The following is a 25,636-nucleotide window of genomic DNA, read 5'->3' on the forward strand; positions in this document are numbered from 1 at the left end:
TTCTTCGCCGTGAGCGCCGCACCGCTGTTCGATCTCGCCCCCGGCGATTTCGCGGTGTTGCGGCATCTGCTGGACGAGGCCCTCGACCTGCCGCCCGGCGAACGTGCGGCGTGGCTCGCGAGGCTGCCCGAGGAGCAGGCCGCGCTGCGGCCGCGGCTGGAAGGGCTGCTGGCGCACGCCGATGACTCCGGAGAAGGGCAGCGCACCACCTCGCGCTTCTCGCTGCCCAGGCTGAAGCCGCTGGACGAAGCCGAGCCCGCCCTGCCGCCGGACGCGGGCCCCTACCGCGCGATCCGCCTGCTGGGCGAGGGCGGCATGGGGCGCGTCTGGCTCGCGGTGCGGACGGACATGCTGCACGGCCGGCCGGTGGCGCTGAAGCTGCCGCACGCCGCCTGGCGCCACCCGAAGCTGGCCGAGCGCCTGGCGCAGGAGCGCGAGATCCTGGCCGTCCTCGACCACCCGAACATCGCCCGCATCTACGACGCCGGCGTCGCAGCCGACGGCCAGCCCTACCTCGCGCTGGAGTACGTGGAGGGCGAGCGCCTCGACACCTACGCCCAGCGAATGGCCCTGGGCGTGCGCGATCGCGTGCGCCTGTTCCTGCAGGTGACCGCGGCGGTGGCCCACGCCCATGCGCGCCTGGTGGTGCACCGCGACCTGAAGCCCGGCAACATCCTGGTCAGCGGCGACGGCCAGGTGCGGCTGCTGGATTTCGGCATCGCCAAGCTGCTGGCGGCCGACGCCTCGGCCGCCGAGCTCACCGCCCCGGCCCAGCGCGCACTGACGCCTCAATACGCCGCGCCCGAGCAGATCCTCGGCCTGCCCATAGGCACCGCGGCCGACATCTATTCGCTCGGCGTCGTGCTCTACGAGCTGCTGACCGGCGAACTGCCCTACAAGCCCCGCCGCGCCTCGGCCGCCGCGCTGGAAGAGACCATCGTCCAGGCCGAGCCGCCGCGGCCCAGCCAGCGCGCGGCCGACCCACAGCGCCGCCGTGCGCTGCAGGGCGATCTCGACACCATCCTGCTCAAGGCGCTGAAGAAGGAGCCGGCCGAGCGCTACCCCACGGCGCAGGCTTTCGCCGACGACCTGGCGAACTGGCTGGCCGACCGGCCGGTGAGCGCGCGCCCTGACGGCGCCTGGTACCACGCCCGCAAGTTCGTCCGGCGCAACCGGCTGGGCGTCGGCGTGGCGGCGGGCTTCGTGCTCTCGCTCGGCGCGGCGCTCGGTGTCGCGCTCTGGCAGGGCAGCCAGGCACGGGCCGAGGCCGCCAAGGCGCAGGCCATCACCGGCTTCCTCGTCGGCCTGTTCAAGGCGAACGACATCGAGCAGGCCGACGGCGCGGCCAAGCGCCAGCAGAGCGTGCAGCAGCTGCTCGAGCACAGCGCCGACGCGCTGGGCGACGGCCTGGCCGGGCAACCTGCCGTGCGCGCCGAGCTGCGCCACATCGTCGGCGGCCTGCTGAGCGACCTGGAGATCAACGGCGCGGCCATCCGCCTGCAACGCCGCCAGGCCGAAGACCTCGCCAGCCGGGGCGCCCCGGCGGCCGAGCAGGTCGCGGCCTGGCGCGCGCTGGGCCAGAGCCTGTTCCGCGACAGTGACCTGAAGGCCGCGCGCGAGGCGCTCGCCCGGACCGACGCGGCCTGCGCCTCGCCGAGCGGCGACAAGGTCCCCGGGCTCTGCCTGGGCGTGGCACTCGACCGCGCGCAGATCGACAAGACCCAGGGCCGGCTGGATGCCGCGCAAGCTGCCGCCGAACCGTTGCCTGCGGCTCTCGCCCAGCACCCCGAATCGGCCGACGACCTGGCCGATGCCTACGAACTGCTCTCGCAGATCCGCGACCTGCGCAACCAGCCCGAAGAGGCACGCGCCTTCTTCGAGCGTGCGCTGGCCCTGCGCCGCGAGCAGTGGGGCGAGGGCTCGGTGCGCCTGGCGCAGATGCGCTACCGTTTCGGCCGCATGCTGTGGAACCTGCGCCGGCTGGCCCAGGCCGAGGCCGAGATGACCGCCGCGTGGCAGGCCACCCGGGCCGCGCTCGGGCCCGAGCACGTGGCCAGTGCGCGCAACGAGCTGCACCTGGGTCGCCTGCAGTTCTACGTCGGCACGAGCGACGAGGGCATGACCCGCCTGCGACATGCGCACGCCGTGCTGTTGGCGCAAGCCCAGCGGCTGGATCCGCAGGAGCTGCTGACGGCCCGGACCTTCCTGGCCAACGCGCTGGTGCTGGACGAGCGCTGGGCCGAGGCCGGCCCGGCGCTGGACGCCGCCGAGCAGGAGCGCGAGCGACTGGGCCGCAATGCCGGCTCCGGCGTGACGCTCGACCTGTCGCGCGCCCTGTGGCTGGCGGGCGTCGGCCGCCTGGACGAATCCCGCACCCTGCACCAGCGCCTGCGCGACGACACCATCGCCCAGCTGGGCCCGCGCCATCCCTATGTCGCGGAACGGCGCCACCGGCTCGCCCGGGTGCTGCTCGCCCTGGGCGACACCGCCGCAGCGCAGCAAGAGCTGCAGGCTGCGCTGCAGACGCAGGACGGCGTCGAATCGGTCTTCGGCTCGGCCAAGCACCGGGCGCGCATCGCGCAGGTCCTGCTGCAGGTGGCCGAACGGCAGGCGAACGAGGCGGCCGCACAGGCCGATGAACTTCTGGCGCAGGCCGCTCGAACCGACCGCCGGGAGATCTACCGCGAGACCCTCGCGATGCTGCACGACGCGGCAGCGCGCGCCTACCAGGCCGCGGGCCGGACCGCCGAGGCGCAGGCCCAGCGCGAGAAGCTCGCGGCTGTCCCCCACCCCACGTCCGAGGGGGCGGCACGCTGAGCATGTCCGGATCCCCGAGCCCCAAGCCGTCTCTCTCGACAACCCGCTGTCATCGCGAGAACCAGGAGCCTGCACCATGAGTCGTTTCGCCCCCATCCGCCTGCTGCCCCGCGCCGCGCTGGCGACACTGCTCGGCCTGGCCAGCGCCCAGGCCGCGGCCCACGGCCCGGAGGCCGACAAGTGCAACGAGAACCAGGGCCTGCAGGGCGCGGTGTTCGACGCTGCGCCCCTGCGCGCCGACCTGACAGGCATCCCGCTGTTGCCCGGCCACACCGAGCTGACCGAAGGCACCAACCTCAGCGAATCGGGCGAACTCGTCGGCCCGCTGGAATTCGAGCTCACCGGCAAGTTCAAGTTCATGGCGGCCGGTGCCCTGGTGCAGGGCAGCTATGCCGAACAGAACTACACCGGCACCGACAAGCGCTGCAAGCAGCACCTGAAGGTCAAGGTCAAGAACGGCTGCATCGAGAAGGTGCGCCTGCATCAGTACGTCCATCCCCTGGCGCTGGACCTGGTGGCCGACTTCCGCGACGACCTGCCGGGCCAGATCCGGTCGGACACCGCGAGCCGCTCCGTCGACGGCACGGTCATCGAGTTCCACCTCGCGACGCCGGTGTGCGCCGGCCACAACACGCGCTGGCTGCTGCTGAACACCAGCATCGACACGATGATGCTCGTCAGGGGCCTGGAGTTTGTCGCCCCGACCGGCGAGCACTCCAGGCTCAGGCCGATCCACGTGCCCCTGCACTGAATCACGCGGCCAGGGTCTTCTGGCCGCTACGCCGTCCCCGAAGGCCCGACAGGCATGACCACGGGCGGCGACTCACGCGGGCGTGAATCCGGCATCCGGCGTCCGCTCTGACGCGCGGACAACCGGCGCGGCAGTGCGCCCGTGCAGGGCCTCGTGAGGCGCCGGCCTGCGGCGTGAGCCGGATCAGTGTTTACCTGGAATTGTTCATGCGGCGAACAAACTAACATCGGTGATATAGCGCTACATCATCTCGGGCGCTCTGCCCATCCCATGTTCATCCGCTCGTCCGTCCGTCGTTCGCCGCTGCGTCCTGCCGGACACCCTTGACTCGCGCAGCCGGCCGACGACCGCCGGCCCCGCTCGAGCTGCGCCAACAGCGACCTGCGCACCCGCCATCCCGTTGCGCGGAGGAAATGGTCGCCCACAACGGAGACGTTCATGACACTTGGGTTCCTCAGGCCGCTCCTGGCCTTGATTCTTTCCCTGGCGGCGGGCACGGCGCTCGCTCAGGGCTACCGCTGGCAAAACGTGGCCATGGGTGGCGGCGGCTTCGTGTCGGCATTCATCCCGAGCCGCACGCAGCAAAACCTCTTCTACGTGCGCACCGACGTCGGCGGCGCCTATCGTTGGGACAACGCGAACGCGCAGTGGATACCGCTGACCGACTGGCTGTCCGAGGACGACATGGGCCTGATGGGCGCGGAGTCGCTGGCGCTCGACCCCAAGAACTCGGCCGTCGTCTACCTGCTGGCCGGCACGTCCTACTTCAGCAACGGCAAGACCGTGGTCATGCGATCGACCGACTACGGCGCCACCTTCTCGCAGATCACGGACGTCAGCAACCAGCTGCGCGCGCACGGCAACGGCATGGGCCGGCAGAACGGCGAGCGCCTGCAGGTCGACCCCGGCAGCAGCAGCGTGCTCTTCCTGGGCTCACGCAACAATGGTCTGTTCAAGAGCACGAACAGCGGGGCCAGCTTCTCCCGCGTCAGCGCCCTGAACGTGACGACCACGCTGAACGGTGCCGGCATCAGTTTCGTCTGGCTCGACCCGTCGAGCGTTTCGGGTGGCGTCGCGCAGCGCATCGTCGTCGGCGTGTCGCGCCCGACCAGCGAAGGCGCCAACCTCTACCTCAGCACCAATGCCGGTGCGAGCTTCAGCGCCATCTCCCCGGGCGCACCGGCCAGCCACATGCCGCAGCGCGCGGCCTACGCGAGCAACGGCAACCTCTACATCACCTACGCCAACGGCGCCGGCCCGCACGCGCAGGAGATGAAGGACGGCAACGGCAATGTCATCCGCACCGACGCGATGAACGAAGGCCAGATCTGGCGCTACACCGTCGCCACCGGCGCGTGGACCAACGTCACGCCCTCGGGCTACACGACGCCGTTCTCGGGCATCTCGGTCGACCCGGGCAACGCCTCGCGGCTCGTCGCTTCCACCATCAACACCTACATGGCCCAGGGCAGCGCCTGGGGCGACCAGTTCTTCGTCAGCACGAATGGCGGCGCGAGCTGGACCAACGTGGTGCAGCGCGGCTACGCGCTCGGCACGGGCGGCGTGACCTGGGTCGGCAACCAGTCGATCCACTGGGCCGGCTCGATCGAGTTCGATCCGTTCAACGCCGCCGCGGTGTGGGTCACCTCCGGCAACGGCGTGTTCCGCACGGCGAACATCGACAACACGCCCGCCACCTGGACCTTCACGGTCAAGGGGCTCGAAGAGACCGTGCCGCTGAACCTGGCCAGCGTGACGGGCGGCCCGCTGCTTTCGGCGATCGGCGACTACGACGGCTTCCGCCACACCGATCTGGCGGCCTACGCGCCCATGCACTCGCCGGCCATGGGCACCACGCCCGGGCTGGCGATGGCGGCCGGCAACCCGCAGCTGCTGGTGCGGGTGGGCAACTCGATGTACTACACCACGAATGCCGGCTCGAGCTGGTCGCAGGTGAACAACATCAGGGGCACGCACGGCCAGGTGGCGCTGTCGGCCAACGGCTCGGTGCTGCTGCACACGGTGACGGTCTGGAACAGCGATGGCAGCTCCACGACCACCACCTATCGCTCGGCCAACTTCACCAGCGGCAGCCCCAGCTGGACGACGGTATCGGGCCTGAGCAACAACGCGACGCGCCCCTTCGCCGACCCGGTGAACTCCAACAAGTTCTACGCCTACGACAACACCACCGGCACCCTGCTCGCCAGCAGCAACGGCGGGCTGACCTTCACCAACGCCGGCTCGCTCTCTGCCTGGGGCGCCAGCATCGGCCGCGCGGCGCCCGGCCGCGAGGGTGACCTCTGGATCGCGCTCAACGGCGGCGGCCTCGCCCGCTCGGCGAACTCCGGGGTCAGCTTCTCGACCTTCTCGAATGTGAGCCAGGCCAGCGCAGTGGGCTTCGGCAAGACGGCCACCGGCGCGAGCTACCCGACCGTGTTCATCTGGGGCGTGGCCAACGGTGGCCCGCGCGGCGTGTACCGCTCCACCGATGCCGGCGCGAGCTGGGTGCGGGTGAACGATGCCACCCACCAGTACGGCGGCCCGGGCAACGGCCAGTTCGTGATGGGCGACATGAACACCGAGGGCGTGGTGTACATGAGCACCGTCGGCCGCGGCCTGGTCTACGGCGCGCCGACGACCAGCCGACTGCAGGCACGTCACAGCAGCAAGTGCATGGATGTCCCGGGCGCCAGCACCGCCTCCGGCACGGGCCTGGTCCAGTGGGCCTGCAACGGCGGCGCCAACCAGCAGTGGGCGGCTGATGACCTCGGCAACGGCTACGTGCGGCTGAAGGCGGCGCACAGCGGCATGTGCGCGGACATTGCCAGCCAGAGCACATCGAACGGCGCGGCCATCGTGCAAGCATCGTGCGGTGCCGGCAACAGCCAGCAGTGGGTGAAGGAGACCACCGACAGCGGCTACTTCCGCCTCAAGTCGCGCCACAGCGGCCTGTGCATCGATGTGAACGGCGCGAGCAACTCCGACGGTGCGACGCTGATCCAGTGGACCTGCGGCGGCGGCACCAACCAGCAGTGGCGCAGTAACTGACCCTGCCACTGTAGGCATCGCGGCCGACGACGAGGCTCGCCACGAGCGCACCAGCGCCATGGCGATGCCTCGTCCCAGTCCAGGGGCATCGGCACTTCGGCACGGCGGAACAAATGCTCAGTCGTTACGTCCTGCGACAACGTGAAAACCACACGGCCGCAAGTCCGCCTCCAGACCTTGCCTTGGGGTATTCCTGGAGTGGTCCGTGGGATCACCCCCCTAGGATCGAACCATTGATATGGCGCCATATCAATGGAAGTGGCAGTTGCAGTGCACCTATTAGAAAGGTAATGAGACATGACTCGTGGTGGTAGTACAGCCAGGAATTCGGTCCTGGGGCGTTCCGTGCGTTTGGCTCTGTTGGGGATGATGGTCACCGGCAGCGCGTCCGTCCTCGCGGGCATCGGCAACGGTGACCTGACGGACACCAACATCAACTACGTCGGACGCTGGGACAAGAGCAGCAGCACGACCTACCGCAGCTACTGGAACGGCACCTACCTGACGACGAAGTTCACCGGCACGACGGTGAAGGTCAAGGTGGGGACGGTCAAGCACTTCACGGCCATCGTCGACGGTGTCGCCAGCGACTACTGGGATGCGAACGGCACGATCAACCTCACGCCCACGCCGCTCGCGAGCGGCACGCACACCCTGAAGATCGTCGCCAAGTACAAGGAGATGGACAAGGAGATCCCGTTCCAGGGGCTGGTGCTGGACGCCGGAGCCTCCACCGTCAAGGCCGACGCCCTGCCCATCGTGGAGTTCATCGGTGACTCCATCACGGCCGGAGAAACCTTGAACGACTTTGCGCTCGGGGACTACGCCTGGCAGACCGGCGAAAGGCTGGGCGCCGACCACACCCAGATCGCCTACCCCGGCATCACCCTGTCCCAGGGGTACCACTACGACTGGAACAAGTTCCCGGGCATGGAGACCCTGTACTTCAAGATGCAGCAGGCTGACCGCTGCGTCGACGAGACGTGCGCCGCCAACCCGGCGTGGGACTTCTCCAAGTACACGGCCAAGATCGTCGTCGTCAACATCGGAACGAACGACGCCAACAACTCGGTGCCCTCGGCAACCTTCCAGAGCCGCTACACCACCTTCCTGCAGAACGTCCGCGCCAAGTACCCGAACGCGGACATCTTCGCGCTGCGCACCTTCGGCGGCTACTACCAGGCCGAAACGCAGGCGGCGGTGACCGCGCGGGTCAACGCGGGTGACGGCAGGGTGCACTTCGTCGATACCTCGGGCTGGCTGCAATCCCCCGGCGACTTCAGCGACGGCCTTCACCCGAACGCGGGCGGGCACATCAAGGTCACCAACCAGCTGATGCCCATCCTGCTGCCCTACATCGGCAACGTGACCAGGAACGACAACCAGTTCAGCTACGACAGCGCCAACAACTGGCCCAGCGGCTGGCAGGGCGGCGCCTACAACAACGACAACCACTGGTCGAGCGTCTCCAATGCGTACTACCAGGTCCCGTTCAACGGCACCCAGGTCCGGCTCTTCGGCGGCAAGGCGCCGTCGCACGGCATCGCGGCGGTCTCGGTCGACGGCGGTGCAGAGACCTTGGTCGACACCTACGCTGCCTCGCGGGCTGACGGCGTGCCTTTGTGGAGCAGCCCGGTGCTTTCGGCCGGCAACCATACGCTGACGGTGCGCGCCACGGGCCAGAAGAACGCGAGCTCGTCCAACACCTTCGTCACCGGCGACCGGGTCGACGTGATCAACGGCGGCGTGAACCTGCTGAGCAACCCCGGCTTCGAGGCCGGTGGCAACGGCTGGAGCGTCGTCTCGTCGGGATCGAACCAGTCGGTCATCGACACGACGCGGCCCAACTCCGGCGCGTCGCACCTGACCCACTCCAGCACGGTCCCGTACTGGGTCGCCACCTACCAGATCCTGAGCGGCCTGCCCAACGGCTCGTACACCCTCAAGGCCTGGGTCCGTGGCACCGCGGGGCACCAGCTGTACGTCAAGAACTTCGGCAGCCCGGACTCGATGTCGATGACCACGTCGGCATCGGATGCCTATACGCAGCTCGTGATCAGCAACATCAACGTCACCAACGGCTCCGCCGAGATCGGCTTCTGGACCAGCGATGGGTCGGGCGGCTGGCTGAACGTCGATGACATGACGTTCTACAAGCAATAGGCGCTCGCGACGCCGGCGCGCAGGGATGCGCGCCGGCTTGTGAACGAGGCAAGCGGGCGCAACGCCTGCAAGCGGTCAGGACCAGAGGGGCGCTGCCCGCCGGCGCTATGATGCGCGCCGGTCGGCAGTTCACCCAGGCGTCGCCGCGGGACCCTCCCGAGCTAAACCTGCCCTTCTTTCCCTTCATGGCCTTTCGGTTGCGTGTGACGGCTTTCCTGCCGCGCGTGAGCCGCCAGGCTGCAAGTCGGCGACCCCAGCCCCCGGTCCACCGCCGGGCCCTGCGGCTCATGCGCGCGCTTTGACGAAAGACGCACCATGACGACCTCACCCGCCTCCTCCACCGACACCCGCGGCCGCGAGCGCATTGCGCTGCACAGCGACGACCTGTCGCAGTTCGCCAAGACCCTGCGCCAGCAACTGGCTGATCACCTGCAGAAGAGCGAAGGCACGGCGCCCAGCCACGTGCAGATGCTCAACATGCTCGCCCGCGCGGCCGGGCACCGCAGCGTCCAGGCGCTGCGGGCCCAGGCGCTGCTCAAGCCCTCGGCACCTCCGCCCTCGGCCGCCGATGCCCCGCCCGCCCTGAGCGCCCACGCCGCCAAGGCGCTGACGCAGTTCGACGCCCACGGCCGACTCTCGCGCTGGCCCTTCAAGTTCGCCGTCCAGCGGCTGGCGATGTGGGGGCTGTGGATGCGTTTCAATTCGGGACGCACCTACACCGAGCGCGAGGTGAACGACATCCTCAAGGCCTGGACGACCTACGGCGACCACGTCACGCCCCGGCGCGAGCTGGTCGAGATGGGCCTGCTCGGGCGCAAGGACGATTGCTCGTCGTACTGGAAGCAGCCGCAGCGGCCGAACGATGAAGTGCGCTCGCTGCTTCAGGCACTCAGATCGCGGCGCTGAGCACAACGAGACGCGGCGCGGCGCCCGGCCCGCCGCTTCTTGAAGCCCGTTGAAAGCCGCGACAATCGACCCATGACCACCCGCGTACTCACCGGCATCACCACCACCGGCATCCTGCACCTGGGCAACTACGTGGGCGCGATCCGCCCATGCATCGTCGCGAGCCGCCAGGCCGACGTGGAGAGCTTCTTCTTCATGGCGGATTACCACGCGCTGATCAAGTGCGACGACCCCGACCGCATAGAGCGCTCGCGCCTGCAGATCGCCGCCACCTGGCTGGCCGCCGGCCTGGATCCGTCCAAGGTCACCTTCTACCGCCAGAGCGACATCCCCGAGATTCCCGAGCTGACCTGGCTGCTCACCTGTGTGACGGGCAAGGGCCAGATGAACCGGGCCCATGCCTACAAGGCCTCGGTGGATGCCAACCTGGCCGCGGGCGAGGACGCGGACGCCAACATCTCGATGGGCCTGTACAGCTATCCGATCCTGATGGCCGCCGACATCCTGATGTTCAACGCCCACGTCGTGCCCGTAGGCAAGGACCAGGTGCAGCACATCGAGATGACCCGCGACGTGGCCCAGCGCTTCAACCATCTCTTCGGCCAGGGGCACGACTTCTTCGTCCTGCCCGAAGCGCAGGTGGATGCCGAGATGGAGCTCCTGCCCGGCCTGGACGGCCGCAAGATGAGCAAGAGCTACGACAACGTGATCCCCTTGTTCGAGGGCGGCGCCAAGGCCCTGCGCGAGGCCATCGCGCGCATCGTCACCGACTCGAAGCTGCCCGGCGAGCCCAAGCAGGCCGAGGGCAGCGCGCTGGTCACGATCTACGACGCCTTTGCCACGCCTGCGCAGCGGGCGGCCTTCCGCGCCGAGCTGCAGGCGGGCCTGGCCTGGGGCGAGGCCAAGCAGCGGCTGTACGACCTGATCGACGCCGAGATCGGCCCGATGCGCGCGAAGTACGAGGCCCTGATGGCCCACCCGGAGCGCATCGAAGCCACGCTGCAGGAGGGCGCGGCCAAGGCGCGCGCGCTGGCCGCACCGCTGATGGCCCGCCTGCGCGAGGCCGTGGGGCTGCGGCGCTTCCAGGCGCTGAAGGCCAGCACCAAGGAAGTGGCCAAGGCCAGGCCCGCGCTGCCGGTGTTCAAGCAGTACCGCGAATCCGACGGCCGCTTCTACTTCAAGCTCAGCGCCGCCGATGGCCGTGTCCTGCTGCAAAGCCAGGGCTTCGAAGGCGGCCGTGACGCGGGCGAATGGGTCAAGCGCCTGAAGACCGAGGGCGCTGGCGCGCTGGCCGCCGCACCCGTCGAGCGCGGCGAGGGCGTGAGCGAAGCCGAAGTCGCCGAGGCCCTGTCGGCGCTGCTGGCCGCCGAGTGAAGCCCGCGCACAGCGGATGCCGGCGACCCTGGCCCTGACGACGCTGCTCGCCGCCACGGCCGGTGGCGGCTGGTGGCTGTGGAGGCGCCAGGTGGCCTACCGGCGCGAAGCCTTCATCCGCGAGGCCGTGCTGCCTCGCGGCCTGTACGACAAGCTTCGCCAGCGCCGTCCCGAGCTGAGCCTGAAGGACTGCCAGCTCGTCGGCAACGCGCTGCGCCAGTTCTTCCTCGTCTACCTGAAGAGCGGCCGGCGCTACGTGTCCATGCCTTCCCAGGTGGTGGACGAGCTGTGGCACGAGTTCATCCTCCACACCCGCAACTACGACGCCTTCTGCCGCCAGGCGTTCGGCGGCTTTCTTCACCACACCCCGGCCGTCGTCCTGCAGCGGCGCGCCGACCAGGCCAATGCAGGCCTGCGACGCTGTTGGTGGTACGCCTGCCTGGAGGAGCACCTCAATCCACGCCGCCCCACCCGGCTGCCGCTGCTCTTCGCGCTGGACGCCAAGCTCGGCATCGCGGGCGGCTTCCTCTACGTGCTGGACTGCTCCGGCCTGAGGAGGGAAGGCGCCGACGGCAGCACCGTCGTCCATTGCGGCGGCGACTTCGACAGCCCGGCCTTCGATGGTGGCACCGAGGGCTTCGGTGACGGCGGCGGCTGGGGTGAAGGCCATGGCGGCCAGGGCGAAGGTCACGGCGGCAGCGATGGCGGCGGTGACGGCGGCGGCAGCAGCTGCGGCGGTGGCGGTTGCGGCGGCGACTGAGCAGCGGAACAAGCGCTCAGCAATCCGTTGAGTTCCGGCCCGCAGACCCCGCGCGGCGTGACTTCCTGCGCCCGTCGAACGCCCTGACGCTGCTGATAATCCGCCGCGTTCGAACACAAGAACGACGGCGCAGGAGGGGCGCGCGATGGAGGGAACGGTCCAACTCATCTATTCCGGCGAGGTGCTGGAGGGCTTCTCGGCGGACGATGTGCGGCGGCGCCTGGGCGAGCTGTTCAAGCTCGACGAGACCAGGCTGGCCGCGATGTTCTCGGGCAGCCAGGTGGTGGTCAAGCGCGGCCTCAGCCCCGAGCTTGCCAGGCACTGGGTGGCGCAGTTCCAGGCGATGGGCGCGCGGCTGCACATGCAGCAGGTGGTGTCGTCCGTGCCCGACACGGTGGCACAGCCCATGGCCAAGGCGCGCGATCCGCTCGCGCCGGCGCCCGCCGCCATCGTCGTCAACACGCTGCCACCGACCGAGGAGATCACCTGCCCGAACTGCGGCGAGCGCCAGCCCAAGCGCATCCTGTGCCGCTCGTGCGCGACCGACATGCCGCGCGCCATTGCCGCCCGCGAGGAAGAGGCCGCCGCCGAACGTGCCCTGCGGCGTGAACAGGCGTTGGCGCGGCGTGGTGTGCGCAGCACCTCCACGCACGCTTCGAGCCGCTTCTCCGCATCTGTGGACACCAGCGACGGCGACGCCCCGCTGTTCGGCCTGTCGTTCAGCGGCCGCATCAGCCGCATGCGGCACCTGCTGGGCAGCCTGCTGAACCTCGCGCTGCTGGTGTGGCTGCTGATCCTCGTGGGCCTGGCCCCCGGGCGGCTGACCGGCATGCTGCTGGTCCTCGGCCTGGCGTTCTCGGTTGTCTGGGGCTGCCGCCTGACCGCCCTGCGCCTGCATGACACCAACCACAGCGCCTGGTGGTTGCTGTTGATGTTCGTGCCCTACCTCAACGTCATCTTCGGCCTCGTGCTGCTGCTATGGCCCGGCGAGGATGGCGACAACGAGCATGGTTCGCCACCCCAGGCCGACGACTCCATCCCCGCGGTCGGGGCGCTGGTGGTGCTGTGCCTGAGCGTGGCCCTGGGCTGGAGCATGGTCTCGTCTGCGTTGCAGCGGCAGTTCGCCGAGTTCAGGGACTCCGCGCAAGCCGAGGAGCAGGCCGATGCCGAGGAGCCCGCGCTGCCCGCTCAGGAACTCCGGCGCGTGCTGCACAGCGACGAGGCCGTGGGCGAGTTCCATCGCTACATGGGCGCGCCGGGTCACCGCGCGTTCGCCGTGTCCGGCAGCGGAGCCTGGGGCTGGCACTCCGGCGCCGCGCGCCCCGACCAGGCCGCCGAGACGGCCCTGGCCGATTGCGAACGCCGACGCCCGCCCTACACCGGCAACTGCCGGCTGGTGCACCTGAACGACCAGTGGGCGATGAACTGAGCTCGAGGCCCTGCACAGACTCCAGCATCTTCCGGCGAGCGGATCGGTCGCCCCACCCATGACATCCCACTTCTATTACGGCACCGGCCGCCAGGGTCCGGGTCCGGTGCTGAAGCACCTGCTGGGCGAGTACTCGCTGGCGCGGTCCTACTGGCTGCACACCGTGGTGCTCGGCTGGGGCTTCGCGGCGCTCGGGGGCTGGCTGCTGCATGCACTCGCCGAGCGCGCGCCCATGCGGCATGTGGCGGTGGCTGCGCTGGTGTTCGAGGCCTTCGCCCTGCTCGTCTGGCTGTGGTCCGCCGCCGGCACCTGGATGGCGGCCCTGCGCCGGCTGGTGATGGGCGGCGGACGCTTCTGGGCCGTGGCCGCCATCCTCACCATCGGCCTGGCGATGTTCGCGACCGTGCGCGAAGCCTGGGAGTGGCGGCCCGGCGTGGAAGACCTGTGGGCCGTGGCCCAGGGGCGGCAGCCGACGCAGAGCTTTGAACTCAAGCTGCAGCCCGGGGGCCGCGAGCTGCTCTACCGCGGCGGGATCAACGAGGGCGCGGCCGAGGCCCTGGAGCGCGAGCTGGCGAAGGCATCCCCCGCCTTGACCACGCTGCTGCTGGACTCGCCCGGCGGCTGGATCCGCGAAGGCCAGCGCCTGGCGGACACGGTGCACCGCCACCGGCTCGACACCCGCGTCGCGCACGAGTGCTATTCCTCCTGCACCCTGGTGCTGCTGGCCGGACGCGAGCGCAGCGCGGCGCCGGGCGCCGTGGTGGGCTTCCACCGCGGCCGCCCGATGGGCCAGACACGCCGCCCGACCACCCCGGCCAAGGCGGAAGAGGCCCAGCTCTACCTGGACGCGGGACTGGCACGGGATTTCGTCGACCAGATCCTCGCCACGCCCAACGATTCGATCTGGATCCCCAGCCGACAGGCCCTGCTCGAGGCCCGCGTCCTGACGCGCTGAGTCCGGCTCTCGAGCCTACGTGGGCGGGCCAGGCGCGGCCAGGCCCTGGGATCCCTCAGAACGCGTACTGCAGACGCAGCGTGAACATGCGGGCGCGCTGGTTGTAGGCGCGGCCCACCAGCACGGCCGCCTGGTAGAGCAGGGACTGTTTCGAGCCCTGGCCGAGGTCGACGCGGCCGAAAAGAGCCGGTCCGGCGCGGTGCGACTGGCTGCTGGCGTCGCCCCAGTGATCCCAGGCGCCCACTTCGCCGAAGCCCTGCACGCCGAAGTCCATCCAGTGCTGCCAGCGGTGGCGAACCTGCCACTGGTACTTGAGCTGGATCGGCGTCGGCTCTTCGCTGTCGAAGCTGCGCTCGAAGAACAGGTTGGCGTTCAGCTGCGTGCGGCCGACGTCGGTCTGCAGTACCGGCCCGTATTCGAGCGAGTAGTGGGGCTCGTAGCCGATCTCGCGCACCAGCATCGCGTGCATGGCCACGTCGACCGGCCACTCGCCCTGGGTCAGCAGGATCTCGTTCTGCCAGCTCAGGTTGCTGGGCACGATGTCCCAGTTCGAGGGGCCGATGGTGCTGTACAGCAGCTCGGTGTACCAGCGGCTGTTCACGCCGTAGCCGAGGCCCAGCTCGGGCCAGATCTTCTCGCGCCGGCCGGAGCGCTTGACGCTCCAGTAGCGCAGGTCGACCGAGCGCTGGCCTTCGTTGTCATAGGCGGTGACGACGTAGTAGCCGGGATCGGCGTGGGCGTTGGCGCACGGTGCGAGCCAGGCCGACAGCCAGCCCAGCCCGAGCGTCACCACGCGGGCAAGGAGCAGGCAGGCTCGGCGCACGGGGTTCTCCAGAGGGCCGCGCAGGGGCTGCGGCCTCAGGCAGAAGTCTGGCCGCCGCGGCCCGCGCCGATGCGCCGAAAAAAGCGTCGAAGTCCCGCCTGAACGATCGCTCAGCCCTGAGCGCGGGCGATCAGTTCAGTCGAAGGCGTAGCGCACGCCCAGCCGCGCGCGGATGGCGTCCATCCACCCCAGCACCGCGAGCGTGTCGGCGTGCGGGATGGTGGGGCTTTCGACCAGCCCGGCGCGTGCGCAGCGCATGGCCTCTTCGATCTGCCCTTCGAAGCCATTGATCGCGAAGGGCGCCGGCACGATCTCGGGATCGGCGCCGGCGCGCCACAGCTGCGCCTCGGTGGCCTGCCAGAACTCGCGCGGCACGACGATGTGGCCATCCTCGCCCGACAGGCGCAGCCCGTTGTCGGCCGCACCGTCGCTGCCGCAGGTGAACTGCGAAACGATGCCGCCGGGAAAGGCCAGCATGCCCCAGACGCGGCTGTCGACCCCGGTCGGCGCCAGGCCGCCCTGGACATGCATGGCCTCCGGCTCGGGACATGGCACACCCGAAGCACGGCCGATCAGCCACTGCGTCATCGACAGGTTGTACACGCCGAGATCCAACAGGGCCCCGCCGGCCAGCGCGGGGTCGAAGATGCGGTCGGCCGGGTCGAACGGCACGTGGAAGCTGAAGCTGGACTGCAGGCCGCGCACCGCGCCTATCGCCCCTTCGTCCAGCCAGCGCGCCACCTGCGCGTAGGCGGGCAGGAAGCGCGTCCACAGCGCCTCCATCAGCAACACGCCGCGCTGCCGGGCGAGCTCCACGAGCGGCCGCGCCGCGGCGGCACTCGTCACCAGCGGCTTCTCGCACAGCACCGCCTTGCCGGCCTGCAGCGCGGCGCGGATGGCCTCGGCGTGAAAGGGATGCGGCGTCGCGATGTAGACGCCCTCGACATCCGGGCGGGCCAGCGCGGCGGCGAGGTCGGTGGTCGCCTCCACCGGCACGCGGCCGGTGCGCGACCAGGCTTCGGCGAACTGCCTGGCGCGTCCGAGGTCGCGACCTTGCACGACCACCAGCCGCGCAGCGGGCAGGCGGTCCACGGCTTCGGCGAAGCGCCGGGCGATCCGCCCGGGCCCGACGAGCGCCCAGCCGAAGGGATTCGCGCAGGAGTCGGTGGCTGCATTCATCGGCCGATTATGGGCACGTACCCGGCCGTAACCAGGCGCCGTGAGTGCCTCTGCGCCCGAGGTCGGTTCAAGCCGCCGGCCCCCTAGAAATCGCCTATCGCGCCGACACGCGGCGGTGCTAGCTTGTGGCCGCGCCAGCCCGCCGGGCGGGCGTCAAAACCCTCCAGGAGCGACCCATGAAATTCTTCTTGACCCTGCTCGGCGCGGCCCTGCTGAGCACCGGCGCGATGGCCGCCGGCTACAAGGAAAGCAAGTCCGGAGACCTCTCGAACGACGGACTGAACCCGACGAGGGTCAAGCTCGCGCTCGGCGACAACGTCATCGACGGCGACTACGGCAAGAGCGGGACCGTCGACCGGGACTACTTCGTGATCAGGATTCCCGACGGACAGCAGCTGTCGGCGATCGTGCTCGACGCCAGGACCCAGGTCGGAGGGAACGTTTCGTTCATCGGCGTCCAGAAGGGCAAGCAGGTGACCGTGGACCCGCTGGGCGGCTCGCCCGAAGGCCTGCTCGGCTGGACGCACTACGGCACCAGCGACGAAGGCACCGACCTGCTGCCGGCCATCTGCGAGGGCGCGGGCGCCAAGGGCTGCACGCCGCCGCTGGGCCCGGGCAGCTACGCCTTCTGGGTGCAGGAGACCGGCACCTGCGCGTGCCACTACCGCTTCATCTTCAAGGTGTCGGCGGCGGCCGAAGCCCGGCCGCGAGACTGACAGTCAGACCGTCAGACCACCACCGCCTGACGCACGGCGCGCTCCCAGCGCGCCATCAACTCCTCGGCGCGTTCGCGTGGCAGCGTCGGCTCGAAGCGACGCTCGACCTGCCACTGCGCCGCCAGTTCATCGAGGTTCTTCCAGACCCCGGTGGCCAGCCCGGCCAGGTAGGCCGCGCCGAGCGCGGTGGTCTCTATCACCTGCGGCCGCACGACCGGGATGCCCAGCAGGTCGGCCTGGAACTGCATCAGCAGGTTGTTGACGCAGGCGCCTCCGTCGACGCGCAGCTCGGACACTGCGCTACCGCCAGCGGACATCGCATCTCGACTCATGGCTTGCAGCAGCGCGGCGCTTTGAAAGGCGATGCTCTCCAGCGCAGCGCGGGCGATGTGGCCCATGGTGGTGCCACGAGTGAGGCCGACGATCGTGCCGCGCGCCTCGGGCTGCCAGTAGGGTGCGCCCAGGCCGGTGAAGGCCGGCACGAACATCACGCCCCCCGCATCCGGCACGCTTTCGGCCAGGGCCTGCACTTCGGAGCTGGACTTGATGGCGTTCAAGCCGTCGCGCAGCCACTGCACCACCGCACCGCCGATGAAGACGCTGCCTTCGAAGGCGAACTCGGCCCTCTGCGTGGGCTGCGCGGCGCTGGTGGTGATCAGGCCGTTTGCGCTGGTGCGGAAGGCTTCGCCGGTGTGCATCAGCATGAAGCAGCCGGTGCCGTAGGTGTTCTTCGCGAGCCCGGCCTTGAAGCAGGCCTGGCCGAAGAGGGCGCTCTGCTGGTCACCCGCGATGCCGGCGATGGGCACGGACGTGCCGAGCAGCCCGGGCTCGCTCTCGCCGTACACGTGGCTGCTGGGGTGGACCTGCGGCAGCAGGCTGTCGGGCACGTGCAGGGCCCCGAGCAGCGCGTGATCCCAGCGGTTGTGCCGGATGTCGAACAGCATCGTGCGCGAGGCGTTGCTCACGTCGGTGGCGTGCACGCGGCCGCCGGTGAGCTTCCACAGCAGCCAGCTGTCCACCGTGCCGAAGGCCAGCTCGCCTTGCGCCGCCGCGATGTGGGCGCCCGGCGCATGGTCCAGGATCCAGCGGATCTTGGTGCCGGAAAAGTAGGCATCGATGACCAGGCCCGTGGACTCTCGCACCTGCGGCTCCAGGCCCTGCTCGCGCAGCTGCGCGCACAGGGGCTCGGCGCGGCGGTCCTGCCAGACGATGGCGTTGTGCACCGGCTGGCCGGTGCGGCGATTCCACACCAGCGTGGTCTCGCGCTGGTTGGTGATGCCTATCGCCTTCAGGTCCTTCGCCGCGAGGCCGGCCTGGGCCAGCGCCTCGCGCGCGGTGGCGAGCTGGCTGGACCAGATCTCCTCGGGGTCGTGCTCGACCCAGCCGGGCTGCGGGTAGATCTGGCGGAACTCCCGCTGCGCCATCGCGACGATGCGGCCGCGTTCGTCGAAGACGATGGAACGGGAAGACGACGTGCCTTGATCGAGGGCCAGGATGAACGAGGTCATGGTTGAACGCACTCCAGCTGCACGCCGGCCTCGGCCAGCAATGCAGGATACGGCGACGGCGGAGGCTGGTCGGTGAAGAGCAGGTCGAGCTGGTCGACGTGGGCCACCTCCACCATGGCCGGGCGGTTGAACTTGCTGTGGTCGGCGGCCAGCCACACCTCGCGCGACTGCTCGATGATGGCCCGCGAGACCTTGACCTCGCGGTAGTCGAAGTCGCGCAGGGAGCCATCGGCCTCGATGCCGGAGATGCCGATCAGGCCGATGTCGACGCGGAACTGGCGGATGAAGTCGACCGTGGCCTCGCCGACGATGCCGCGGTCGCGGTTGCGCACCACGCCACCGGCGACGATGACCTCGCAGTCCATGTTGTCGGCCAGGATGGTCGCCACGTTGAGGTTGTTGGTGATGACGCGCAGGCCCTTGTGCTGCAGCAGGCCGCGGGCCACGGCCTCGGTCGTCGTGCCCAGGTTGATCAGCAGCGAGCAGCCGTGCGGCACGCGCGCCGCCACCGCCTTGGCGATGCGCATCTTGGCGTCGGCATTGAGGGCCTCGCGCTGGCGGTAGGCGATGTTCTCGGTGGTCGAACTGGGCAGACGCACGCCGCCGTGAAAGCGCGCCAGCAAGCCGGCCTCCGCCAGCAGCTTCACGTCGCGCCGGACGGTCTGCAGCGTGACGCCGAAGCGCTCGGCCAGGGACTCGACCGTGGCCACGCCGTGCGCGTGCACGGCATCGAGCAGCTCCGACTGGCGCGGGTTGGGGGTCATTGGGCGATTGTCTCGAACACGAACACGAAACCAAACAATCGTATTCGCGCTTGCAAACGAACATTGTCTGCGTTAAAACGAAAAAAGAAGAACGCGGAGTCGGCGCGAGGCGCCGGCATGCCGCCCACCCACCTCAACGAGTGAACGAGGAGACTGCCGTTGTTCAACGACGCGCCCGAGCGGGTGCCCGCCAGCGATGCGCCGGTCGGCATGGGCGGCCATGCCTGCGACGTGCTGGTGGTCGGCGGCGGAATCAACGGTTGCGGCATAGCGCGCGACCTCGCCGGACGCGGCTTTCGCGTGCTGCTGGTCGAGCAGGACGACTTCGCCTCGCACACCTCGTCGTCCTCGACCAAGCTGATCCACGGCGGCCTGCGCTACCTCGAGTACTACGAGTTCTCGCTGGTGAGAAAGGCCCTGCAGGAGCGCGAGGTGCTGCTCAAGAGCGCGCCGCACATCATGTGGCCGCTGCGCTTCGTGATGCCGCACGATCCCTCGATGAGGCCGGCGTGGCTCATCCGCCTCGGCATGTTCCTCTATGACCATCTCGCCAGGCGCGAGGTGCTGCCCGGCTCGCGGGGCGTGGACCTCAGCCACCACGCCACGGGCGCGCCGCTCAAGCCCGAGTTCAGCCGCGGCTTCGTCTACTCCGACGGCTGGGTCGACGACGCGCGGCTGGTGGTCCTGAACGCCATCGATGCCCGCGCCAAGGGCGCCGCCTTGATGACCCGCACCCGATGCATCCGCGCAGAGCGGCGCGAGCGCACCTGGCATGCCACGCTGAAGCATGACGACGGACGCGAGCAGCACGTCGCCGCCCGCGCGCTGGTCAACGCGGCCGGCCCTTGGGCCGAGGCCTTCCTGCGAGGCACCGCCGTGCCGGCCAGGGGCGAAGCGCTCGCGACCAAGAGCCTGCGCCTGGTCAAGGGCTCGCACATCGTGGTGCCGCGCTGCTTCGCGCACGACCACGCCTACATCTTCCAGAACCCCGACAAGCGGATCATCTTCGCCATTCCCTACGAGCGCGACTTCACCCTCATCGGCACCACCGACGTCGAGCTGCAGGGCGACCCGCGCGGCGCGCACATCAGCGAGGTCGAGACGGCCTACCTCTGCGCGCAGGCCAGCCGCTACTTCCGCCGCCCGGTCCTGCCTTCGGACGTGGTGTGGAGCTACGCCGGCGTGCGGCCGCTGCTGGAGGATTCGGCTGGCGACCCTTCGGCCGTCACGAGGGATTACCTGCTCGAGGCCAACACGCAAGGCGCGCCGCTGCTGAGCGTGTGGGGCGGCAAGATCACCACCTTCCGCAAGCTGGCCGAGGATGCCGCCACCGAGATCGGCCAGATGCTAGGCGAGCACCGGCCGGCCTGGACGCACGGGGCCTTCCTTCCTGGCGGCGAGTTGTCGGCCTGGATAGGCCCGGCCCAGCGGCCGGACACCGACTACGAGCGCCTCGTGCACGCCGTGGGCGCGCGTCATCCCTGGTTGCCGACCTTCCTGGTGCGGCGCCTGTGCCGCGCCTACGGGGCGCGCATCGGCGAACTGATCGGCGGCGCGCAAGCCCTGTCCGACCTCGGCCATGAGGTGGCGCCCGGCTTGTACGAGGCCGAGCTGCGCTTCCTGCGCGACACCGAATGGGCGATGACCGGCGAGGACGTGCTGTGGCGCCGCAGCAAACTGGGCCTGCACTACACGCCGCAAGAGCGTGCGCAGGTGGGCGCCTGGATGGATGCGCACGCCCGGCGCCAATCGACAGATGAAACAACGATGAAGGATTCCCCATGCAGCTGACGCTGGAAGGCATCAGCAAGAAGGTCGGCGCCGAGACCTGGCTGCACGACATGAGCCTGGCGCTGCAACCGCGCGCCGTGACCGTGCTCCTGGGCGCGACCCAGGCCGGCAAGACCAGTCTGATGCGCATCATGGCCGGCCTGGACACGCCCAGTGCGGGCCGCGTGTCGGTCGACGGCAGCGACGTGACCGGCATGCCGGTGCGCGAACGCAACGTGGCCATGGTCTACCAGCAGTTCATCAACTACCCGTCGATGACGGTGGCCGACAACATCGGCTCGCCGCTGAAGCTGCGCGGCGAGAAGAACGTGGCCGAGCGGGTGCGGGCGCTCGCCGCCAGGCTGCACATCGAGCAGTTTCTCGACCGCCTGCCCGCTGCCCTCTCCGGCGGCCAGCAGCAGCGCGTGGCCCTGGCCCGCGCGCTGGCCAAGAACGCGCCGCTGATGCTGCTCGACGAGCCCCTGGTGAACCTGGACTACAAGCTGCGAGAGGAGTTGCGCGAGGAACTCGCCGCGCTGTTCGCCGCGGGCGACTCGACCGTCGTCTACGCCACGACCGAGCCGGGCGAGGCGCTGCTGCTGGGCGGCTACACCGCCGTGCTCGATGCCGGCGAGCTGCTGCAGTACGGCCCGACGGCGGAGGTCTTCCACGCGCCGGCTTCGATCCGCGTGGCGCGCGCCTTCAGCGATCCGCCGATGAACCTCGTCGCGGGGGAAGCAGTGAACGTCGGAGTCCAGATGAACGCCGGGCCGGCATTGCAGATCCCGTTGCCGGCCGCCGCTTCTCGCGCCCTCACGCTCGGCGTGCGCGCCAGCGCGCTGCGCGTGCAGGCGCGGCCTGGCGACGTGACCCTGCCCGGCACCGTCGAGCTGGCCGAGATCTCGGGCTCGGACACTTTCGTGCACGTCGCGACCTCGGTCGGTGAGGTGGTCGCCCAGCTCACCGGCGTGCACGACTTCGACCTCGGCGCCCCGATCACGCTGCACCTGAACCCGACGCAGGTCTATGTCTTCGACCAGGGCGGCCGCTTGCTGGTCGCCCCGCAGCGCGGGAGGAACTGACATGAGCCCCCCCGCCGTTCGGGCTGAGCCTGTCGAAGCCCAAGCGCACAGCCACCCACCCCTTCGACACGGGGCCTTCGACAAGCTCAGTCCCCTGCTCAGGGCGAACGGTGTGGAATCGTTCGGGCTGAGCCTGTCGAAGCCCTTGCTTTCCAGCGTACTGGAACCGTGACATGGCCCGCATCGACCTCGACCTCGCCCACTCCTACAAGCCGAACCCGAAGGAGGACGCCGACTACGCGCTGATGCCGCTGAAGATGAGCTTCGTCGACGGTGGCGCCTACGCCCTGCTCGGCCCCTCGGGCTGCGGCAAGACGACCATGCTCAACATCATGTCCGGCCTGCTGGTGCCCTCGCACGGCACTGTGAGCTTCGACGGCAAGGACATGACCCGCGCCACGCCGCAGGCCCGCAACATCGCCCAGGTGTTCCAGTTCCCGGTCATCTACGACACGATGACGGTGGCCGAGAACCTCGCCTTTCCGCTGAAAAACCGCAAGGTGCCCGAAGCGCAGATCAAGCAGCGCGTCGGCCAGATCGCCGAGATGCTGGAGATGAGCCACCAGCTGAACCTGCGGGCGGCCGGGCTGGCGGCCGACCAGAAGCAGAAGATCTCGCTCGGCCGCGGCCTGGTGCGGCCGGATGTCTCGGCCGTGCTTTTCGACGAGCCGCTGACCGTCATCGACCCGCACCTGAAGTGGCAGCTGCGCCGCAAGCTCAAGCAGATCCACCACGAGCTCAAGCTCACGCTGATCTACGTCACGCACGACCAGGTCGAGGCGCTGACCTTCGCCGAGCACGTGGTCGTCATGACGCGGGGCAAGGCGGTGCAGATCGGCTCGGCCGACGCGCTGTTCGAGCGGCCGGCGCACACCTTCGTCGGGCACTTCATCGGCTCGCCGGGCATGAACTTCGTGCCGGTGGAAGCCCGCGGCGGCCTGCTCAGCGTGGGCGGCCGGGCCCTGGGCGACGCGGGCCGCCCGCTGCCCGACGGTGCGCTCAAGCTCGGCATCCGCCCCGAGTACCTGCGCCTGGCGCCGGAAGACGATCCGCGCGGCCTGCCGGCCACGGTGACGCAGGTGCAGGACATCGGCACCTACGTGCTCGTGACCTGCAAGGCGGGCGAGCAGATGCTGAAGGCCCGGCTTGCGCCCGACGCCTCCTTCCCCGCGGTCGGCGATCCGGTCCGGCTGCAGGTCCTGGGCAGCCACACCTGCTTCTACGCGAACGAGGAGCTCGTCGCATGAGCATCCAGAAACCCGTCAACCAGAAGGCCTGGTTCCTGATCCTGCCCGTCCTGGTCTGCGTGGCCTTCTCGGCCATCGTGCCGCTGATGACGGTGGTGAACTACTCGGTGCAGGACATCATCTCGCCCGAGCGGCGAGTGTTCGTCGGCACCGAATGGTTCGCCTCGGTGATGCGGGATGAGGACCTGCACGCCGCGCTGTGGAACCAGCTGCGCTTCTCGCTCGCCGTGCTGGCGGTGGAGATCCCCCTGGGCATCGCCCTCGCACTGGCCATGCCGGCGCAAGGCTGGAAGGCCTCGGCCACGCTCGTGATCGTGGCGCTTTCTCTGCTCATCCCGTGGAACGTGGTCGGCACCATCTGGCAGATCTTCGGCCGGGCCGACATCGGCCTCATGGGCGCGGCGCTGGCCGGGCTGGGGATCGAATACAGCTATACCGGCGACGCCACGCAAGCCTGGCTCACGGTGCTGCTGATGGACGTGTGGCACTGGACGCCACTCGTCGCGCTGCTGTGCTACGCCGGCCTGCGCTCCATTCCCGATGCCTACTACCAGGCGGCCCGCATCGACGGCGCCTCCAAGTTCGCCGTCTTCCGCTACATCCAGCTGCCCAAGATGCGCGGCGTGCTGATGATCGCGGTGCTGCTGCGCTTCATGGACAGCTTCATGATCTACACCGAGCCCTTCGTGCTCACCGGCGGCGGCCCCGGCAACGCCACCACCTTCCTCAGCCAGTACCTCACGCAGAAGGCGGTCGGCCAGTTCGACCTCGGCCCCGCGGCGGCCTTCTCGCTGATCTACTTCCTCATCATCCTGCTGTTCTGCTTCGTGCTCTACAACTGGATGCAGCGTGTCGGCACCGCCGACAAGGAGGGCGTGGAATGAACGCCGAGCAGCGCTATCAGAAGCGCAGCATCCTTCTGCTGCTCTACATCGCCTTCGCCCTGTTGCCCATCTACTGGATGGTCAACATGAGCTTCAAGACCAACGAGGAGATCCTGTCCAGCTTCTCGCTGCTGCCCCAGCACTTCACCTGGGACAACTACAAGGTGATCTTCACCGACGAGAGCTGGTACTCGGGCTACATCAACAGCCTGATCTACGTGGCCATCAACACGGTGATCTCGATCACCGTGGCACTGCCGGCGGCCTACGCCTTCAGCCGCTATTCCTTCCTCGGCGACAAGCACATCTTCTTCTGGCTGCTGACCAACCGGATGACGCCGCCGGCCGTCTTCCTGCTGCCTTTCTTCCAGCTTTACACCACCGTCGGCCTGATGGACACGCACATCGCGGTGGCCATGGCGCACCTGCTGTTCAACGTGCCGCTGGCGGTGTGGATCCTGGAAGGCTTCATGAGCGGCATCCCAAGGGAGATCGACGAGACGGCCTACATCGACGGCTACACCTTCCCGCGTTTCTTCCTGACGATCTTCGTGCCGCTGATCAAGGCCGGCGTAGGCGTGGCGGCCTTCTTCTGCTTCATGTTCAGCTGGGTCGAGCTGCTGCTCGCTCGCACGCTGACCTCGGTCAACGCCAAGCCCATCGTCGCCACGATGACGCGCACGGTGAGCGCCTCGGGCATGGACTGGGCGGTGCTGGCGGCCGCGGGGACGCTGACCATCGTGCCCGGCGCGATCGTCATCTGGTTCGTGCGTCACTACATCGCGAAGGGCTTCGCGATGGGTCGGGTGTAAGCCATGTCACGCACCGCTCCCGCACCGTTCGCCCTGAGCCTGTCGAAGGGCCTGCTGGCGACACATCAAGGCTTCGACAGGCTCAGCCCGAACGGGGAGGGGTTGCGGTCTCCGTTCGCCCTGAGCTTGTCGAAGGGTCCAGGGGCACAAGGCTTCGACAAGCTCAGCCAGAACGGCGAAGAAGCGAGCGCACGAACCACTCCACCGTTCACCCTGAGCTTGTCGAAGGGTCCCATGCACAAACGAATCGAGGCAAGCCATGTTTGACTGGATGGTCTGGACCACGCCCGTGGCGGTCTTCTTCACCTGCATCGTGCTGATGCTCATCGGCATGACCGCGTGGGAGATCAGGAGCCCCACGATCCTGCGCAAGGGCTGGTTGCCGATCGCCACCACGCGGGGCGACCGGCTGTTCATCGGCCTGCTCACCGCCGCCTACATCAACCTGGCCTTCATCGGCCTGGCCGGCAAGTTCGCCGAATGGTTCTCGCTCGACAGCGAGCCCAGCATCTGGATCAGCTTCGTCATCTCGATGGTGGCGCTCGCCGTGGTCATGCGCAAAGGCTGAAGGCGCCGACCGACTCAATACGAGGGAATCCGGCCCGGTGCGTCCCCGGGGCCTGGTCACCCAACCGCAGACGGGGA

At 69.2% G+C, this 25,636-nt stretch carries 20 protein-coding genes; 16 read left to right on the top strand and 4 right to left on the bottom strand.

The window, feature by feature from the left end; translation table 11 throughout:
- Positions 1-9 precede the first annotated feature (9 nt).
- The 9 genes from ACS5PM_RS07880 (at position 10) to ACS5PM_RS07920 (ending at position 14,206) form a co-directional block, all read left to right on the top strand.
- Positions 10-2,817, top strand: coding sequence for a serine/threonine-protein kinase (locus ACS5PM_RS07880; protein WP_439387042.1), 2,808 nt, complete (start codon positions 10-12; stop codon positions 2,815-2,817).
- A gap of 76 nt (positions 2,818-2,893) precedes the next feature.
- Entirely contained in the window at positions 2,894-3,568 is a 675-nt protein-coding gene (locus tag ACS5PM_RS07885) for a hypothetical protein (RefSeq protein ID WP_439387043.1), read from the top strand.
- A gap of 438 nt (positions 3,569-4,006) precedes the next feature.
- A complete protein-coding gene (locus tag ACS5PM_RS07890; RefSeq protein WP_439387044.1) occupies positions 4,007-6,619 on the top strand; it encodes an RICIN domain-containing protein in 2,613 nt (870 codons plus the stop codon).
- 345 nt (positions 6,620-6,964) lie between these two features.
- Positions 6,965-8,782, top strand: a complete 1,818-nt coding sequence (locus ACS5PM_RS07895) for a GDSL-type esterase/lipase family protein (RefSeq protein ID WP_439387045.1) — start codon at positions 6,965-6,967, stop codon at positions 8,780-8,782.
- A gap of 315 nt (positions 8,783-9,097) precedes the next feature.
- A complete protein-coding gene (locus ACS5PM_RS07900) occupies positions 9,098-9,688 on the top strand; it encodes a DUF2087 domain-containing protein (RefSeq protein WP_439387046.1) in 591 nt (196 codons plus the stop codon).
- Positions 9,689-9,760: 72 nt separating this feature from the next.
- Positions 9,761-11,062 (top strand): tryptophan--tRNA ligase, encoded by a 1,302-nt coding sequence (locus ACS5PM_RS07905; protein WP_439387047.1) that lies wholly within the window; start codon positions 9,761-9,763, stop codon positions 11,060-11,062.
- Positions 11,063-11,078: 16 nt separating this feature from the next.
- Positions 11,079-11,822, top strand: a complete 744-nt coding sequence (locus ACS5PM_RS07910) for a glycine-rich domain-containing protein (RefSeq protein WP_439387048.1) — start codon at positions 11,079-11,081, stop codon at positions 11,820-11,822.
- A gap of 145 nt (positions 11,823-11,967) precedes the next feature.
- A complete protein-coding gene (locus ACS5PM_RS07915) occupies positions 11,968-13,251 on the top strand; it encodes a DUF805 domain-containing protein (RefSeq protein ID WP_439387049.1) in 1,284 nt (427 codons plus the stop codon).
- Between the two features lie 58 nt (positions 13,252-13,309).
- Positions 13,310-14,206 (top strand): COG3904 family protein, encoded by an 897-nt coding sequence (locus tag ACS5PM_RS07920; RefSeq protein WP_439387050.1) that lies wholly within the window; start codon positions 13,310-13,312, stop codon positions 14,204-14,206.
- Between the two features lie 55 nt (positions 14,207-14,261).
- Here ACS5PM_RS07920 and ACS5PM_RS07925 read toward each other — a convergent pair whose 3' ends face one another.
- Positions 14,262-15,029, bottom strand: a complete 768-nt coding sequence (locus ACS5PM_RS07925) for a hypothetical protein (RefSeq protein ID WP_439387051.1) — start codon at positions 15,027-15,029, stop codon at positions 14,262-14,264.
- Between the two features lie 135 nt (positions 15,030-15,164).
- Positions 15,165-16,208, bottom strand: a complete 1,044-nt coding sequence (locus tag ACS5PM_RS07930) for a Gfo/Idh/MocA family protein (RefSeq protein WP_439387052.1) — start codon at positions 16,206-16,208, stop codon at positions 15,165-15,167.
- A 176-nt stretch (positions 16,209-16,384) separates the two neighbouring features.
- On the opposite strand from ACS5PM_RS07930, the gene ACS5PM_RS07935 reads away from it, so the two are divergent.
- Positions 16,385-16,924, top strand: coding sequence for a hypothetical protein (locus tag ACS5PM_RS07935; RefSeq protein ID WP_439387053.1), 540 nt, complete (start codon positions 16,385-16,387; stop codon positions 16,922-16,924).
- 11 nt (positions 16,925-16,935) lie between these two features.
- Here ACS5PM_RS07935 and glpK read toward each other — a convergent pair whose 3' ends face one another.
- Positions 16,936-18,432: a glycerol kinase GlpK gene (glpK, locus tag ACS5PM_RS07940; protein ID WP_439387054.1), complete on the bottom strand. Its 1,497-nt coding sequence runs from the start codon at positions 18,430-18,432 to the stop codon at positions 16,936-16,938.
- Complete coding sequence (locus ACS5PM_RS07945; RefSeq protein ID WP_439387055.1) at positions 18,429-19,196, bottom strand: DeoR/GlpR family DNA-binding transcription regulator; 768 nt, start codon at positions 19,194-19,196, stop codon at positions 18,429-18,431. The genes glpK and ACS5PM_RS07945 overlap by 4 nt, the downstream gene beginning before the upstream one ends.
- A gap of 210 nt (positions 19,197-19,406) precedes the next feature.
- Between ACS5PM_RS07945 and glpD the strand changes: the two genes are divergently transcribed.
- From glpD to ACS5PM_RS07975, 6 genes are all read left to right on the top strand, one after another.
- Positions 19,407-20,987, top strand: a complete 1,581-nt coding sequence (gene glpD, locus ACS5PM_RS07950; RefSeq protein ID WP_439387291.1) for a glycerol-3-phosphate dehydrogenase — start codon at positions 19,407-19,409, stop codon at positions 20,985-20,987.
- Positions 20,978-22,048 (top strand): ABC transporter ATP-binding protein, encoded by a 1,071-nt coding sequence (locus ACS5PM_RS07955; RefSeq protein WP_439387056.1) that lies wholly within the window; start codon positions 20,978-20,980, stop codon positions 22,046-22,048. Before glpD ends, ACS5PM_RS07955 begins: the two co-directional genes overlap by 10 nt.
- 173 nt (positions 22,049-22,221) lie before the next feature.
- Positions 22,222-23,295, top strand: coding sequence for an ABC transporter ATP-binding protein (locus ACS5PM_RS07960; protein ID WP_439387057.1), 1,074 nt, complete (start codon positions 22,222-22,224; stop codon positions 23,293-23,295).
- The gene (locus tag ACS5PM_RS07965) at positions 23,292-24,179 is read left to right on the top strand and encodes a carbohydrate ABC transporter permease (RefSeq protein ID WP_439387058.1); all 888 of its coding nucleotides are present in this window, start codon (positions 23,292-23,294) and stop codon (positions 24,177-24,179) included. Before ACS5PM_RS07960 ends, ACS5PM_RS07965 begins: the two co-directional genes overlap by 4 nt.
- Complete coding sequence (locus ACS5PM_RS07970) at positions 24,176-24,991, top strand: carbohydrate ABC transporter permease (RefSeq protein WP_439387059.1); 816 nt, start codon at positions 24,176-24,178, stop codon at positions 24,989-24,991. The genes ACS5PM_RS07965 and ACS5PM_RS07970 overlap by 4 nt, the downstream gene beginning before the upstream one ends.
- 259 nt (positions 24,992-25,250) lie before the next feature.
- Positions 25,251-25,559: a DUF2160 domain-containing protein gene (locus ACS5PM_RS07975; protein ID WP_439387060.1), complete on the top strand. Its 309-nt coding sequence runs from the start codon at positions 25,251-25,253 to the stop codon at positions 25,557-25,559.
- The last annotated feature ends 77 nt before the right edge of the window (positions 25,560-25,636 follow it).

Origin of the sequence: Ideonella flava (assembly GCF_051857595.1) — a bacterium.
Taxonomy (GTDB): Bacteria; Pseudomonadota; Gammaproteobacteria; order Burkholderiales; family Burkholderiaceae_C; genus Ideonella.

What these genes read in the sequence shown, in the direction of transcription:
- ACS5PM_RS07975 (WP_439387060.1), top strand. Translation starts at nt 25,251, where the DNA reads ATGTTTGACTGGATGGTCTGGACCACGCCCGTGGCGGTCTTCTTCACC.
- ACS5PM_RS07970 (WP_439387059.1), top strand. Translation starts at nt 24,176, where the DNA reads ATGAACGCCGAGCAGCGCTATCAGAAGCGCAGCATCCTTCTGCTGCTC.
- glpD (WP_439387291.1), top strand. Translation starts at nt 19,407, where the DNA reads ATGGGCGGCCATGCCTGCGACGTGCTGGTGGTCGGCGGCGGAATCAAC.
- ACS5PM_RS07885 (WP_439387043.1), top strand. Translation starts at nt 2,894, where the DNA reads ATGAGTCGTTTCGCCCCCATCCGCCTGCTGCCCCGCGCCGCGCTGGCG.
- ACS5PM_RS07960 (WP_439387057.1), top strand. Translation starts at nt 22,222, where the DNA reads ATGGCCCGCATCGACCTCGACCTCGCCCACTCCTACAAGCCGAACCCG.
- ACS5PM_RS07905 (WP_439387047.1), top strand. Translation starts at nt 9,761, where the DNA reads ATGACCACCCGCGTACTCACCGGCATCACCACCACCGGCATCCTGCAC.
- ACS5PM_RS07910 (WP_439387048.1), top strand. Translation starts at nt 11,079, where the DNA reads ATGCCGGCGACCCTGGCCCTGACGACGCTGCTCGCCGCCACGGCCGGT.
- ACS5PM_RS07890 (WP_439387044.1), top strand. Translation starts at nt 4,007, where the DNA reads ATGACACTTGGGTTCCTCAGGCCGCTCCTGGCCTTGATTCTTTCCCTG.
- ACS5PM_RS07965 (WP_439387058.1), top strand. Translation starts at nt 23,292, where the DNA reads ATGAGCATCCAGAAACCCGTCAACCAGAAGGCCTGGTTCCTGATCCTG.
- ACS5PM_RS07945 (WP_439387055.1), bottom strand. Translation starts at nt 19,196, where the DNA reads ATGACCCCCAACCCGCGCCAGTCGGAGCTGCTCGATGCCGTGCACGCG.
- ACS5PM_RS07915 (WP_439387049.1), top strand. Translation starts at nt 11,968, where the DNA reads ATGGAGGGAACGGTCCAACTCATCTATTCCGGCGAGGTGCTGGAGGGC.
- ACS5PM_RS07920 (WP_439387050.1), top strand. Translation starts at nt 13,310, where the DNA reads ATGACATCCCACTTCTATTACGGCACCGGCCGCCAGGGTCCGGGTCCG.
- ACS5PM_RS07955 (WP_439387056.1), top strand. Translation starts at nt 20,978, where the DNA reads ATGCAGCTGACGCTGGAAGGCATCAGCAAGAAGGTCGGCGCCGAGACC.
- ACS5PM_RS07935 (WP_439387053.1), top strand. Translation starts at nt 16,385, where the DNA reads ATGAAATTCTTCTTGACCCTGCTCGGCGCGGCCCTGCTGAGCACCGGC.
- glpK (WP_439387054.1), bottom strand. Translation starts at nt 18,432, where the DNA reads ATGACCTCGTTCATCCTGGCCCTCGATCAAGGCACGTCGTCTTCCCGT.
- ACS5PM_RS07930 (WP_439387052.1), bottom strand. Translation starts at nt 16,208, where the DNA reads ATGAATGCAGCCACCGACTCCTGCGCGAATCCCTTCGGCTGGGCGCTC.
- ACS5PM_RS07900 (WP_439387046.1), top strand. Translation starts at nt 9,098, where the DNA reads ATGACGACCTCACCCGCCTCCTCCACCGACACCCGCGGCCGCGAGCGC.